Annotated in this window: 10 protein-coding genes; 8 read left to right on the top strand and 2 right to left on the bottom strand. The window is 69.2% G+C overall.

The genetic code is table 11. The annotated features are described in order from the left end of the window. The first annotated feature begins 25 nt into the window (after nucleotides 1–25). The 6 genes from ABEA15_RS14370 (at nucleotide 26) to ABEA15_RS14345 (ending at nucleotide 8,480) form a co-directional block, all read left to right on the top strand. Entirely contained in the window at nucleotides 26–2,539 is a 2,514-nt protein-coding gene (locus ABEA15_RS14370) for an ATP-binding protein (protein ID WP_345557027.1), read from the top strand. Beyond that, nucleotides 2,536–4,998, top strand: a complete 2,463-nt coding sequence (locus ABEA15_RS14365; protein WP_345557026.1) for a type IV secretion system protein — start codon at nucleotides 2,536–2,538, stop codon at nucleotides 4,996–4,998. Before ABEA15_RS14370 ends, ABEA15_RS14365 begins: the two co-directional genes overlap by 4 nt. A 39-nt stretch (nucleotides 4,999–5,037) precedes the next feature. After that, a complete protein-coding gene (locus ABEA15_RS14360) occupies nucleotides 5,038–5,730 on the top strand; it encodes a hypothetical protein (protein ID WP_345557025.1) in 693 nt (230 codons plus the stop codon). Continuing rightward, complete coding sequence (locus ABEA15_RS14355) at nucleotides 5,731–6,903, top strand: C40 family peptidase (RefSeq protein ID WP_345557024.1); 1,173 nt, start codon at nucleotides 5,731–5,733, stop codon at nucleotides 6,901–6,903. A 277-nt stretch (nucleotides 6,904–7,180) separates the two neighbouring features. Next, nucleotides 7,181–7,699, top strand: a complete 519-nt coding sequence (locus tag ABEA15_RS14350; protein ID WP_345557023.1) for a hypothetical protein — start codon at nucleotides 7,181–7,183, stop codon at nucleotides 7,697–7,699. A 70-nt stretch (nucleotides 7,700–7,769) separates the two neighbouring features. After that, nucleotides 7,770–8,480, top strand: coding sequence for a hypothetical protein (locus ABEA15_RS14345; protein ID WP_345557022.1), 711 nt, complete (start codon nucleotides 7,770–7,772; stop codon nucleotides 8,478–8,480). A gap of 77 nt (nucleotides 8,481–8,557) precedes the next feature. On the opposite strand, the gene ABEA15_RS14340 is transcribed toward ABEA15_RS14345, so the two are convergent. Together ABEA15_RS14340 and ABEA15_RS14335 are read right to left on the bottom strand one after the other, a co-directional pair. Further along, the gene (locus ABEA15_RS14340) at nucleotides 8,558–9,640 is read right to left on the bottom strand and encodes a serine/threonine-protein kinase (RefSeq protein WP_345557021.1); all 1,083 of its coding nucleotides are present in this window, start codon (nucleotides 9,638–9,640) and stop codon (nucleotides 8,558–8,560) included. A 274-nt stretch (nucleotides 9,641–9,914) separates the two neighbouring features. After that, nucleotides 9,915–10,118, bottom strand: coding sequence for a hypothetical protein (locus ABEA15_RS14335; RefSeq protein WP_345557020.1), 204 nt, complete (start codon nucleotides 10,116–10,118; stop codon nucleotides 9,915–9,917). 453 nt (nucleotides 10,119–10,571) lie between these two features. Between ABEA15_RS14335 and ABEA15_RS14330 the strand changes: the two genes are divergently transcribed. Together ABEA15_RS14330 and recD2 are read left to right on the top strand one after the other, a co-directional pair. Next, nucleotides 10,572–10,874: a GntR family transcriptional regulator gene (locus tag ABEA15_RS14330; protein WP_345557019.1), complete on the top strand. Its 303-nt coding sequence runs from the start codon at nucleotides 10,572–10,574 to the stop codon at nucleotides 10,872–10,874. Nucleotides 10,875–11,041: 167 nt separating this feature from the next. After that, complete coding sequence (gene recD2 / locus ABEA15_RS14325; protein ID WP_345557018.1) at nucleotides 11,042–13,279, top strand: SF1B family DNA helicase RecD2; 2,238 nt, start codon at nucleotides 11,042–11,044, stop codon at nucleotides 13,277–13,279. The last annotated feature ends 277 nt before the right edge of the window (nucleotides 13,280–13,556 follow it).

Here is a 13,556-nt window from a genome sequence, read left to right as displayed (position 1 = left end):
CACGCACCACTGGGGAGGCCACCCGATGAACGGCAGCAGGAGCGGCAGCCGCCTCTCGGTCCGCTACTTCGACGACCGCATCCTGCTCAGCGACGCCGACGCCTGGGCCTACTTCCGGCTGCCCACGGTCTCCTACGAGTTCGCCACCCCCGACGAGCGCGAGGCGCTGGCCACCAACGTCACCATCGCGCTGGCGGCCATCCGGATGAACGACGCGGAGGTGCACCTGCGCGTGGCCCACCGCACCTACCCGGCGGCCGACTGGGCCACCCGGCTCGACGCCACGTCCGACTCCGGGCCGGGCTGGTTCGACTACCTCGACGAGATGTACCGGCACGTGTGGGCCAAGGACTTCTGGACCAAGGAGGTCTACCTGGGCGTGCGCCTGGGCCAGCGCGGCGGCGTGCGCGGCCAGCTCTCGCAGGGCATGTTCGCCCAGCTGGTCAACGCCTACCAGCGGACCGAGCAGGTGCTGGGCATGGAGGACGACGCCACCGACGCCAAGGAGATCGCCCGCTGGAGCGAGCAGGCCGAGCGGCTCGGCCGTGCGCTGGCCGCGAGCTCGCTGCACGCCCGCCACGCCACCTCCGACGAGATCGCGTGGCTGATCCGGCACGCGGTGACCGGCACCATCGAGGAGTCGCGGCGCTCGGCCGCCGGCCGCCGCACCTGGGGCAAGGGCGAGATCGAACAGCTCGTCGAAGGGGTCGTCCACAACGGCCGGTCCATGCTGCGGCTGGACCAGCCCACCGGCTCCACCTACGTCGCCTACCTGTCCTTCTCGCGGTTCCCCGACCTGATGCCCTTCCCCGACGGAGAGCCGTGGCTGCACTACGCCGACGCGCTCCCGTTCCCCGTCGAGCTGTCGCTGCGGATGAAGCTCATCCCGCCCGCGAAGGCGAGCAAGGACGTCGGCCGCAAGCTCGCGCACGCCCGCGACATGGACGCCCACATCCGCGAGGCCGGCGTGGCCGCGCCCCTCGCGCTGGCCGAGCAGATCGACGCCGCGCGGATGCTGGAGCACGGCATCACCAAGGAGCGGCTGCCCTTCGTCTACGGGTGGCACCGGCTGATGGTGTCGGCGCCCGCCGAGGACCTGCTGGTGCAGCGGGTGGAGGCCGTCGTCGAGCACTACCGCGACATCGGCATCGACGTCGTCAACTCCACCGGCGACCAGTTCTCCCTGTTCGCGGAGTCACTGCCCGGCGACCGGATCCGGCTGAACGCCTACGCGCAGCGCCAGCCGCTGCGCACGATCGCGGGCGGCATGCCCACGGCCACCATCGACCTGGGCGACCGACGCGACTCCTCCGGCGCGGGGTGGACCGGTCCCTACATCGGCGAGACCCTCGGGCGGGCCCGCTCGGTCGTGCACTTCGACCCGATGGTCGCGGCCGCGCGCAACCGCCCCACGGCGATCGCGATCACCGGTGAACCGGGCGGCGGCAAGACAACGCTGGCGCTGCTGCTCATCCACCAGCTCGCGCTGCGCGGCGTGACCGTCGCGGCCATCGATCCCAAGGGCGACGCGGAGTCGCTGGTGCGGTTACTGCAGCGGCGCGGCCGCAAGGCGCGGATCATGTCGATGGCCTCGGCCGAACCGGGGCTGCTCGACCCGTTCTCCTTCGGCGACGACCTGTCCGCGCAGAAGACCATGGCCACCGAGACGCTGCGCCTCCTGCTGCCGAGAATGAGCGAGGAGCGGGAGTCGGCGATGATCCAGGCGGTCGCAGCCGTCGCCAACCAGCCCCGCCCGAGCCTTGCCAAGGTCGTCGAGCACCTGGAGGACTCCGAGGACCCGGCGTCGCGCAACCTGGGCGCGGTGCTGCGGTCGATGTCGGAGATGCGGCTGGCGAGCCTGTGCTTCGACCCGCAGGGCCAGACCCAGATCGACACCGAGGGCTGGACCACGGTCTTCACCCTCGGCGGGCTGACCCTGCCCGACTCCGCCATCCAACGCGACGACTACTCCTACGAGCAGCGGCTCAGCGTCGCACTGCTGTACCTGGTCAGCCAGTTCGCCCGGCGGCTGATGAACGGCCTCGACCGCCACCTGCCCAAGGCCATCTTCCTGGACGAGGCCTGGGCTGTGACCTCGACCCCGGAGGGCGCCAAGCTCGTCCCCGAGGTCTCACGGATGGGGCGCTCGCGCAACACCGCCCTGATCCTGGTCAGCCAGAACGCGGGCGACCTCCTCAACGAACAGGTCACCAACTGCCTGTCCAGCGTGTTCGCCTTCCGTTCGAGCGAGCGGTACGAGGTGGAGAGCGTCATGTCCCTCCTCGGGGTCGAGTCCTCCGAGGAGCATCAGGCGATGCTCCGCAACCTCGGCAACGGTGAGTCCATCTTCCGCGACCTCGACGGCCGCGCCGGACGGGTCGCCGTGGACCTGGTGTCCGAAGAGCTGCTGGAGTGGCTGGACACCAACCCCACGCGGCATCGGCCGGACGACATCCCCGAAGACGACGGCGCAGGCACCGGTGCCCTGGTTGGAACGGGCGGCACCGGCGGTACCACGAGGATGGGGCAGGACCAGTGACCAACACCGCGACGCCGTCCGCAGCGTTCGGGCGTGAGGACGATTCGCCGATCTCGGGAGAAGCGCCGTCGGCCGACGGTCCGGCGGCGGACGACCCCCCGCGCGGCCGCCGATCGGGCCGGGGCCGGAGGCGCTTCAAGCGCAACCTGGTGATGGCCGGGTTGATGCTCGCCTTCCTGATGACCCCGTTGGGCAGCGCGCAGGCCGCACCGGTCTGCGAGGGCGAGCCCGCCCCGCAGCCGGAGGCGGCGGGCAGCGGAGCCGACGGCCTGCTGGTGCCGCCGCAGGCCGCCGAGGCCGCCGCGGCATCTCCCGACGGACTACCACCGGATTCAAGCCTCTACGGCCAGTACGGTACTGCCGGACAGCAGTGGCACGTGATCCGCGAGTCCTGCGTCGACAAGATGGGCTCGGCGGCGGTTGCGACACTGAGCAACACTGCTTGGAACCTGTCGAAGACGATCAACCAGTCGACGATCACGGTTTATCAGGCGGCACTCTCCAATGAGCTGTTGGACAGCTTCAACCGCATGGTTGCCGATATCGTCGTCGAACTCCGCGAAGGAATTTGGCGGCCGCTTCTTCCGACAGTAATTATACTCGGCGCTGTCTGGCTGGGTTGGTACGGACTCATCCGCAAACGGGTGACCCTTACCATTGAAAGTGCCGTTTGGATGGTCGTCGCCACGGCACTCGGAATTTGGATTCTAGTGAATCCAATGCAGATCCTCGGATATGCGGGCACGGTGGTCAATTCAGGAAGCCAGTTGGTAAACAGTTCCATATCCAGGATCACGCCTCCGGGCGGCGCCGCAACCTGTCCTCGTGGCGCAGCAGAGGTGAATAAGGCGGAGTGGGAGAGTCAGAATGACTTTGCGGTCCGTCAGAACTCGCAGATGCTGTGGTCCGGCCTCGTTTGCCAGCCGTGGATTGCTGGGGAGTTCGGCTCTGTTGCTGGATCTCAGACGGCCGAGCGCGAGCATGGCATGGCGCTGCTGGAAGCCCAGGCTTTCAGTCGAGTCGAGCAGCAGCAGATCATGGATGGCAACGCCGATGCTGCTGAGCTTGCCCAAGAGAAGCAGGAACAGTATGAGCAGATCGCATCAGAGATAAAATCAAATTATCCGCAGATCTATCCGCTGTTTGAGGGGGAGCAGCAGGGAAGTCGTCTGGGCGTCGCAACACTTGCGTTGTTTGCATCGATATTCGCGGGCGGGTTGATCCTCGCTGGTTCGGTGGCACTTATTGTGCTGAAGATCGGATTCCTGCTTCTGTTGCTCTTCGCGCCGGTGTTCCTATTGATCGGAATCCATCCAGGATATGGTAGGACGGTGCTGCTTCGATGGTTTGAGATGACGCTCGGCTTGCTATTGAAACAGGTTTTCATAGTTCTTCTGATATCCGTCCTTGTATTGTGTTATGGGATGATTATCGGGTCTTCTATGGGTTGGGGCCTGCAGATGATTCTGCTTGCCCTCTTTACCCTGGCTTTGTTCATCTACCGCCGTCCATTCGCTCATCTTTTCCAGTCGGTGAACGCCAATACATTCACGTCGCGGATGGTCAGCGATGCCGTGTCGAGCAGTGCTCTCAGCAAGAGCGCGAACGTCCTCCCGCCCGTCGCCTACATGCGGGCCCAAAAGTGGGGGCTCAAGCGGAGCCCCCAACTTGCTGCGGCCGCGGCGGCGGTCCCCGCCGGCGGCGGGGGAGCGGCTGCCGCGACGCCGGAAGCGGGCGAAGCGGTGCGCGGTGGAGCCGCGCCGACCGCGGCCGAAGTCGAAGGCGGCCGCGTCCGAGGCGACGCGGGACGAGCGCGCGCCGGCGGGGGCTACGGCCGAGTCAGGGGCAATGCCGCTCCTCCGCCGCTCAAACTTGGCCAGACGCAGGATCAGGACCGAGGCCAGCAGCGCGCCGCCGCCGCGGCCGGCCGTTCCACCTCCGAGGCCCCCCGACTCAGTGAGGCCGCCTCCGGAGGATTGGGGGGGAGCGCCCGCGCGGCTTCCTCCGGCAGGGGCAGCATCCCTCCGCGCCCCTCGGGCGGTTACACCGGCACGGGCGACACAGGCTGGGCCTCCGTCTTCGGTCGCGGGGGAGGAGAGCAGCGCTCCGCCCCGCCGCAGGGTGCCGAGCAGGCGCCGTCCCGCGAAGGCCAACGCGGCGCTGACCCGAACACCGGCGCCGGCATCTTCCGCGGCCGGGAGGCCACGCCTCCGCAGGGCAACGTCAACCGCGGATCGAGGTGGGGCGGTCCCCGCTCCAAGCAGGGGCGCGGCGCTCCGCCGCCGCGCCAGCAGCGTCCGGCACCCTCCGGTGAGTCCCGCGAAGGCGGTAGCTGGCTCACCGGATCCCGCGACGGCAAGAACGACGCGCCCATCAGCCCCTTCTGGACCGGCGCGGAGTCCCAGCGCCGCCGGGACGTGCGCCGCGACGTCCCGTTCTGGCTGCGGGACGAAGACTGACCCGATACGCCACGACCGCCCTCGCGAGGAACCCCCGACATGCCCAAACCGCTCAGTGAAGGACAGCAGCGCTTCGTTTTCGGCGCTCTCGTCGTCGTCCTCGTGGTCTTCGGCGTCTATCTGACCCTGGGCGGGTGGGGCGACGGCGCAGACGAGGGCGGGTCGAACGAGGAGTCCTCCGCCGCAGGAGACCGGAACGGCGGTCAGGACGCCGCCGGCGACGTCGCGCCGCCGAGCCCGATTCCCACTACGGCCGCTCAGGACATGCAGGTGATGGACTGGTTCCCCTTCAGCGAGGCGGAGTTCAAGTCCGCGGCGGCGACGGCCCAGGAGTTCGCGCGGGTCTACGGCACCATCGACTATTCGCAGTCGCCCGAGGACTATTACGCGAGTATGCAGGAGCTCGCGACCGACGACTACGCCGAGACGCTGGCCCAGAGTTCCGGCGCCGGGGCGATGTGGCAGGAGATGTCGAGCAAGGAGGCCGTCTCCGAGGGCCGGGCGAACGTCGAGTCCATCCGCACCTTCGGCGACGAGTCCGTCACGTTCGTGGTGACGGCGCAGTCGATCACCGAAGGCGGTGGAGGCGCCAGCGAGGACCTCGGAGAGTTCGCGGTCACCGTGGTGGAAGAGGGCGGCGAGTGGCGGGTCTACGACTTCCAGCCAGCCGATGCCGGAAACCTGGGCGACGTGCCCGGCACGCCGGGGCCGGGGGATGCGGCGGGTGAGTGAATGATCGCACTGTTCGCCGGACCTGAATCGAGGGACGCGGAGAGGGGGGCGTGCGTCACCCGGCTCGCGATCGCGATCGGCGTTCTCATGGTGGGAGCGATCGCGGTCGGGGTCGTCATCATTCCCATGACCGCGCTGAATCCGGGAGTTATCAACGCTGTCGGTGCGCTGCAGTGCACCTCCGACCAGTCCGCCCAGCAGGCGGAGAGCAGCGGTTACGCCGAGGACTCCATACCGGAGAACTATTTGGAGATCTACAAGTCCGTCGGCGAGGAGAAGGGGATCGCCTGGAACGTCCTCGCCGGCGTCGGGCAGGTCGAGAGCAAGCACGGGCGCTGGGAGGGGCCGGGGATCACGGAGGGCCACAACGACTGGGGCGCCGCCGGCCCGATGCAGTTCGGCGCCCTCGACGGTTCGGCCGCGGGCAACAGCTGGGGCGGCGACCCGATCATGGACACCGACGACCGCCCTGAGAACGGATACGGGCAGGACGGCAACGACGACGGCGTCGTCAACGTCTACGACCCGGCCGACGCGATCCCCGCCGCCGCCGACTACCTGATCGCCCACGGCGCACGCGATGACATGCGCGAGGCCGTCTACGGCTACAACCACGCCTGGTGGTACGTCGACGACGTCATGAGCTGGGCGGACCAGTACGCCGAAGGCGACTTCGAGACCAGCGGTTCCGTCGAGCAGGCCGTCAACTGCGAGGTCACGGCCGAGGGCGAGCCGATCGGACAGGCGCCGAACGAGCTGGCGCAGGCGGTCGTCGACTGGGCCCTGAACCAGCGCGGAAAGCCCTATCTGTGGGGTGGCACGGGGCCGAGCGCCTTCGACTGCTCGGGACTGACGATGCGCGCCTACGAGAGCATCGGGGTCTCGATCCCGCGGGTGTCGCAGGACCAGTGGACGTTCGGGCCCAAGGTGCCCGAGGGCGAGGAGCAGCCCGGCGACCTCGTCTTCTTCGACGTGCACCAGCCGGGCGCCGGAAGCCCTGGGCATGTGGGCATGGTCATCGGCGACGGGCTGATGGTCGAGGCCTGGTGCACCGACTGCGGACCGATCGCGGTTCACGACTACGATGCTCCCGGGCGGTCCGAGATTCTCGGGTTCACCCGCCCTCTAGAACACCCCGACGTGAAGGGGCAGTTGGACAATCGGGCGCAATAGGCTGCGATCGTTCTCTCGTCACCGCTGAGGATCGGAAATGTCTGAGAATAACAGCACGCCGCGAGGAAAGCAGGGGGTCCATGGGTGGCGTGCGTTTCTCCTGATGTTCGGATGCGGTACCACAGCGGCGGTATTGGTTGTCGCCGTCATGGTTGGAGCCGTGCGAATGCTGTCGACAGCCGTGGCCGGCTCCTCAGGCTCTGACGATCACACAACTGTGCCGACAAGGGAGCCACGGGAGACCATGAGCCCCGGGCTCCTGGATTTGTGTACGGTAATGGATCAAGATGTCCTGACGACGGGCCTGTACCCGCGACGCCAGGACGAAGAGGTCGCTCCTCCGGACTCTGCGACGATATCTCCGCACCCCGCATCGGGGTTCCGGACGGTGAAGGATGATTGCGCTTGGCTCATATCGCCGGACGGTATCGAGGACTGGCGATTGACGCTTACCTATACCGCTTATATCGAATCATACGATGATACGTCCGTTCGCGCGCGGTCAAAGCGTCTGATGGATTCGACCGAGCAAAAATATGTGGAAACCCTGGGTAGCGACTACAAATCCAGTGGAAAGAGCACCTGGGGGGATGCGGCCACGGTCTTCTACGTCCCGGGCGATGGTTCGTCGAAGTCCGAGTACACCGTGATCATGCGTAGCAAGGGCGTTGTATGCGAACTGAGTTTCCAGCCGACAGCATCCGACGTTGACGTGAGTAAGACCTCATTCCGGGTCGAAGCCGACCCGGCGGCGACGACGCTGGCTCAGGAGATCCACTACCTCCTTCCCGACTGACCGGCGGAAGTTATCCACAACCCTGTGATCCGAGTGGCCCATCCGGCCTGAGGGCTCCGACCCTTGAAGCATGATCTTCAAGCAGTCACTCCCGTGCCAGGGAGACGAAGCCGTCGCACTCTTCGCGGCGGCTCAGTTCGGACTCATCAGTCGGGCGCAGGCGCGGCGGGCGGGGCTCTCGCCCGACGACGTCGCTGTTCGCCTGCGCCGCGGAATGTGGACACGCACACTGCATTGGGGCGTGTTCCGGGTGCTGGGATTCGGCACGCTCGCCTCGCCGCTCAAGCGGGCCGTCGTCGCCGCCCAGCTCGCACTGGCCCCCGGCGCCTTCGCCTGCCGCGACACCGCGGCGCGCCTTTGGCGGCTGGACGGGCTGCCGCCGTGGGACGGGCACACGGTCGACATGGGTGTGCGCTCGCGTTCGGCCGCGGTCGGCGTGCGGGCCGTCTCCCCGGCCGTGCGCATCCACAGGCTGCGCGTCTCCGAGGGAGACGTCGTCCGCCGCGCTCCCATCCGGCTGACCGGCGTCGGCCGCACTCTGCGCGACATGTCGACATGCAGCGGGAAGCGCACGCGCACGCGGCTGTGCGGGTCCGCGGTCGGGCGCGGACTGGTCGTGTCCGGCGGAACGAAACCCCGTCCCCATCGCAGGCTCGCGGCCTCCCACGGGCGCGGACTGCACGCGACGCCTGTTACCGCCGCCCGGAACACGGGGCCGCATCGTGCCGACGCCGCCGGCGACGGGGACCGGACCGGCGGCCGGACGGCGGACCCGACATGACCGAACCCGATATGAGAGATCCCGATATGAGCGATCCCGCCCGCGTGCCGAACGCCCGCCATGCACCACCGCAGCCGTCAGCCCGCCTGCCACAGGCGCGCCAGACCGCGAGTCAGACCGTGCGGCAGCTCGCGCGGCGGTCGTGGAAGCCGCACGTCGACCTCGTTCCAGTGGGTCCTCAGCATCTCGCGGACGGCGGCCGGTATCGCGGCGCCGGTTGGAGGCGGCTCGGCACCGCTCGCGGCGAGCACCTCCCGCAGCAGCACCGTCGAGTCCGGGCGCGCGGCGGGGTCCTTGGCGAGGGCCGAGAGCACGAGCCGCTCCAGCCCGGCGGGCAGGCGGTCGAGGTCGGGCTCCTCCCGAAGCACCCTGCGGGCCAGCTCCTTGGGATGGCCGTGCCCGAACGGGTTGTGCGCCGCCGCCGCGAACGCCACCAGGCAGCCCCACAGGAACACGTCCGACCGGTCGGTCGCCGGCTCGCCCCGGTACTGCTCGGGGCTGATCCAGCCCGGCGTGCCCAAGCGGTCGCGCGGTCCTTCGGCGGGCCGCTCGTCGGCCTGCGGCAGCCCGTCCGGCGCCCGGACCCCCAGGCGCCGCAGCCCGTCGCGGAAGCGGCGCAGGCGTATCCACCGGGTGGGGTCCTCCGGCGCGGTGGGACGGGCGATCCCGAAGTCGAGGATCTTGGGTCCCGGCGGTGCGATCACCACGTTGCTCGGCTTGAGGTCGCGGTGCACGATCCCGACCGAGTGGACGGCCCTCAGTGCTTCAGCGGCACCCGCCGCCAGGCCGACGAGCATGCCCGGGCCCAGCGGACCGTGGCGTTCGACGTGGTGGCGCACGGTAGGGCCGGGCACGTACTCGGTGGCCAGCCACGGCGGATCGGCCTCCACGTCCGCCTGCACGAACCGGGCCACGCACGGGCTGTTGACCCGCGCGAGCAGCCGGGCCTCGTGGGCGAACTGCCGACGGAACCCGGCGGTGGCGGCGTGCTCGCCGGCGATGACCTTGACGGCCAGGTACCCGCGGATGCCCGGCGCGGTGGCGGCGTAGACGGTGCCCATCCCGCCGGAGCCCACGCGGCCCACCAGTTCGTATCCGCCCACCTCGGCCGGGTCCTCGGGAAGCAGCCGACCCAGGCGCCGAGTCCCCCGGGCCTTCATCGCGCCTCCAGAGCCCATCACGGCGGAGCCGCTCCCACCGGCCCTCGCCCCTCACCCCGGTCCGCGTCATCCGGCGCGGGCATCGAAGCGCAGTGCACCTGAAGAGGACGGTCCGGGGAACGGAAAGGATGGCGGCAGCGCGCTTTTCAGTGGATCGGAGTCTAGCGCCGAACCTTCCGGACCGCCGCGGTCGCCGGATGCCGGTGTTCTCGACGCCGGACGGGATCAAGTTCCCCGACCTTCGAGCGGCGGCGAGAACACCGGCTCGCTGCCGTTAGTCCTCGCCTCCGCCCAGCAGGCCGGCCAGTCGGCGTTTGATCTCCAGGGCGGTCTCGCGGGCGCGGCCGAGCCAGAAGACGCGGTCCTCGGTCGCGTCGACCAGCTCGTCCAGCAGGTCGCGCAGGGCGCGGCGTTCGACTTCGGTGAGGCCGTACTCGGGGGACGGCGGGTGCAGTGCGCGGTGTTCGTCGGCGTTCACAGGACCACCCCCGCGAGACCAGGGCGGGTCGCCGGTCGCGATTCGACGAGCCGGAGCGTCCCGGCGAACGCGCGGACGCCGGTGTAGCGGCGGTTGCTCCGGAGCGCGGCGAGGGCGTAGGGGCGGATCATCGGCCCGCGAGGCCGGCGTGCGGGAGCCGTGGGCGCGGTCGGCGGGGGAGGGCAGGGACGAGGCGCGAACGCTCGCACCCGCGCCGCCCTGCGGCGGGCGGCAGGAGGAGGGGCGTCGGTAAGGGTGGCGGGCGTGCGCGTGTGGACACGCCGAGGACGTAGGCAGCGCAGCACACTGCCGCTAAGGTCGGTCATGTCGTCAGCTCCGTGTTAGCTGGTGGCCGCGCCCCCGGACCGTGGCAGCGGTCGCGGGGGTCGATTCTTTTGACTCCTTGACGATACACTGGGATGCACCCCTCTGTACAGGGATACAGAAGGATCCATGAAGATGTATAAGTACGCCTCTCTCTACGTTGGGCAGGTGAGCGATGCAGAAGAGTTGAAGCACGAGAGCGCGACCCCGCTCTACCGGCAGTTGGCTGACATCATCGCCGCGAAGATCGCTTCGGGTGAGCTGCCGCCCGATACGCCGGTCCCGTCCGAAGTTCGCCTTGCCGAAGAGTACGGCGTCGCTCGCCTTACCGCGCGCCGTGCCATGCGGGACCTGCGTGAACGGGGCCTGGTGGTAACGGTGATGGGCAAGGGGACGTTTGTCGCTGAAGACGGAAGCCCCGGCCAGCGGTGACCCGGGCGGCCCGTGGCGTGCGCCGGTCTCGGCCGCCGCCGAGACCGCGGAGCGTGCGCGAACTCGCGGCGGGTGCCCCCGCTCGGCCGTCTCCGCTCGGCTTCCGAGGTGCTCTGTCGCCGCCGGGCGGCATTATGGGGAACCGAGGTGGTGGAAGGGGTGTCCTGATGGCCAAGGGGTCGCAGCGGTCCGGTTCGGGGGACGGCGGGTTCCGGCCGTCGGTGCTCGACGGGGTCCTGGAGCGCATCACCTTCGCCAACGAGGAGACCGGCTACACCGTCGCCAAGGTCGACACCGGCCGCGGCGGCGACCTCACCACCGTGGTCGGCGCGCTGCTGGGTGCCCAGCCCGGCGAGTCGCTGCGGATGGAGGGCCGCTGGGGCTCGCACCCGCAGTACGGCCGCCAGTTCATGGTCGAGAACTACACCACGGTGCTGCCCGCCACGGTCCAGGGTGTGCGCCGGTATCTGGGGTCCGGTCTGGTCAAGGGGATCGGCCCGCGTCTCGCCGAGCGGATCGTGGGCTACTTCGGCGTCGAGGCGCTCGACGTCATCGAGCAGACCCCCGAGCGCCTCATCGAGGTGCCCAAGCTCGGCCCCAAGCGCACGCGCCTGATCGCCGACGCCTGGGAGGAGCAGAAGGCCATCAAGGAGGTGATGGTCTTCCTGCAGGGCATCGAGGTCTCCACGTCCCTGGCGGTGCGGATCTACAAGAAGTACGGCGACTCCTCCATCTCCGTGGTGCGCAACGAGCCCTACCGGCTCGCCACTGACGTGTGGGGGATCGGGTTCAAGACCGCCGACACCATCGCCCAGGCCGTCGGCATCCCGCACGACAGCCCGGAGCGGGTGATGGCCGGCATCCAGTTCACGCTGTCGGAGTCCACCGGCGACGGCCACTGCTACCTGCCCGAGGAGAAGCTGATCGCCGAGGCGGTGAAGATCCTCCAGGTCGACTCCGGCCTGGTGATCGAGTGCCTTGCGCGGCTGGTGGCCGAGGAGGGCGTGGTCTCGGAGAAGGTCGCCGGCCCCGACGGCGACGGTGTCACCGCCGTCTACCTGGTGCCGTTCCAGCGCGCCGAGGCGTCGCTGGCCTCGCATCTGCGGGGTCTGCTGAACGCTTCAGCGGACCGGCTGTCGGCCTTCGACGGCGTCGACTGGGAGGTCGCGCTGGGCTGGCTGGGTTCGCGCACCGGCGCCGAGCTGGCCGCCGGGCAGCAGGAGGCCGTCAAGCTCGCGCTGAGCCGCAAGGTCGCGGTGCTCACCGGCGGTCCGGGCTGCGGGAAGTCGTTCACCGTCTCCTCGATCATCACGCTGGCCGCGGCGAAGAAGGCCAAGATCGTCCTGGCCGCACCCACCGGGCGCGCGGCCAAGCGGCTGACCGAGCTGACCGGCCACGAGGCCTCCACGGTGCACCGGCTGCTGGAGCTGAAGCCGGGCGGCGACGCGTCCTACGACCGCGACAACCCGCTGGACTGCGACCTCCTCGTGGTCGACGAGGCCTCCATGCTCGACCTGCTGCTGGCCAACAAGCTGGCCAAGGCCGTGCCGCCGGGCGCCCACCTGCTCCTGGTCGGCGACGTCGACCAGCTTCCCTCGGTCGGTGCCGGGCAGGTGCTGCGCGACCTGCTGGACGAGCGCTCCCCGCTGCCGGCCGTCCGCCTGACGCATGTCTTCCGGCAGGCCCAGGAGTCGGGCGTGGTGACCAACGCGCACCGGGTGAACACCGGGAACCCGCCGGAGTTCGCCGGGATGTCGGACTTCTTCCTGTTTCCCAGCGAGGAGACCGAGGCGACGGCCGAGCTCACCGTCGACGTCGTCGCCAACCGCATTCCGCGCAGGTTCGGCCTGGACCCGCGCCGCGACGTGCAGGTGCTGGCGCCCATGCACCGTGGCCCTGCCGGGGCCGGCAACCTCAACACCCTGCTGCAGCAGGCCCTGACGCCCCCTGGCGAGGGTGTCGCCGAGCGCAGGTTCGGCGGGCGGGTCTTCCGTGTCGGCGACAAGGTCACCCAGATCCGCAACAACTACGACAAGGGCGCGAACGGGGTCTTCAACGGCACCCTCGGTGTCATCACCGGCATCGACGCCGTCGAGCAGTCGGTGCGGGTGCGGACCGACGAGGACGAGGAGATCGGCTACGACTTCGCCGAGCTGGACGAGCTGGTGCACGCCTACTCCGTGACCGTCCACCGCTCGCAGGGCAGCGAGTACCCCGCCGTGGTGATTCCGATCACGACCAGCGCGTGGATGATGCTTCAGCGCAACCTGCTCTACACCGCGATCACCCGCGCGAAGCGGCTGGTCGTGCTGGTGGGTTCGCGCCGGGCGCTGGCCCAGGCGGTCCGCAGCGCGGGCGCCGGGCGGCGGTTCACCGCCCTCGCGCAGCGTCTGGCTGATTTCTGACCCCGGTCCCGAATCGCTGATACCGGGACCTTCGGTTTAGACCACCAGAAATGGTGGCGAATCAATCGGGACCATCCCCATTTCACTCCTAACTTTTTGTGGCAAATCAGACGATTCGGACTGATCCTCTCGCTCGCTTCGACGGAACTTCTAGCGAGATTCGTATAAGTGGACAACTGAAATATCCGGGATTGTGCAGTACTGTGATCCGGGTCGGGCGCGGCGCCGCTCCCTCTCCCCGCGCCGCAGCCCGTCGGCCGCTGTCGCGTCCGATCCC

Origin of the sequence: Streptomonospora halophila (assembly GCF_039542725.1) — a bacterium.
Classification (GTDB): Bacteria; Actinomycetota; Actinomycetes; order Streptosporangiales; family Streptosporangiaceae; genus Streptomonospora; species Streptomonospora halophila.
The sequence above is the reverse complement of the archived record's forward strand: the minus strand, read 5'-3'. Positions and strand labels throughout refer to the sequence as shown.

Excerpts from the sequence above, each read along its gene's own strand:
- ABEA15_RS14355 (WP_345557024.1), top strand. The coding sequence starts at position 5,731 with ATGATCGCACTGTTCGCCGGACCTGAATCGAGGGACGCGGAGAGGGGG.
- ABEA15_RS14330 (WP_345557019.1), top strand. The coding sequence starts at position 10,572 with ATGAAGATGTATAAGTACGCCTCTCTCTACGTTGGGCAGGTGAGCGAT.
- ABEA15_RS14340 (WP_345557021.1), bottom strand. The coding sequence starts at position 9,640 with ATGAAGGCCCGGGGGACTCGGCGCCTGGGTCGGCTGCTTCCCGAGGAC.
- ABEA15_RS14345 (WP_345557022.1), top strand. The coding sequence starts at position 7,770 with ATGATCTTCAAGCAGTCACTCCCGTGCCAGGGAGACGAAGCCGTCGCA.
- ABEA15_RS14360 (WP_345557025.1), top strand. The coding sequence starts at position 5,038 with ATGCCCAAACCGCTCAGTGAAGGACAGCAGCGCTTCGTTTTCGGCGCT.
- recD2 (WP_345557018.1), top strand. The coding sequence starts at position 11,042 with ATGGCCAAGGGGTCGCAGCGGTCCGGTTCGGGGGACGGCGGGTTCCGG.
- ABEA15_RS14370 (WP_345557027.1), top strand. The coding sequence starts at position 26 with ATGAACGGCAGCAGGAGCGGCAGCCGCCTCTCGGTCCGCTACTTCGAC.
- ABEA15_RS14350 (WP_345557023.1), top strand. The coding sequence starts at position 7,181 with ATGGATCAAGATGTCCTGACGACGGGCCTGTACCCGCGACGCCAGGAC.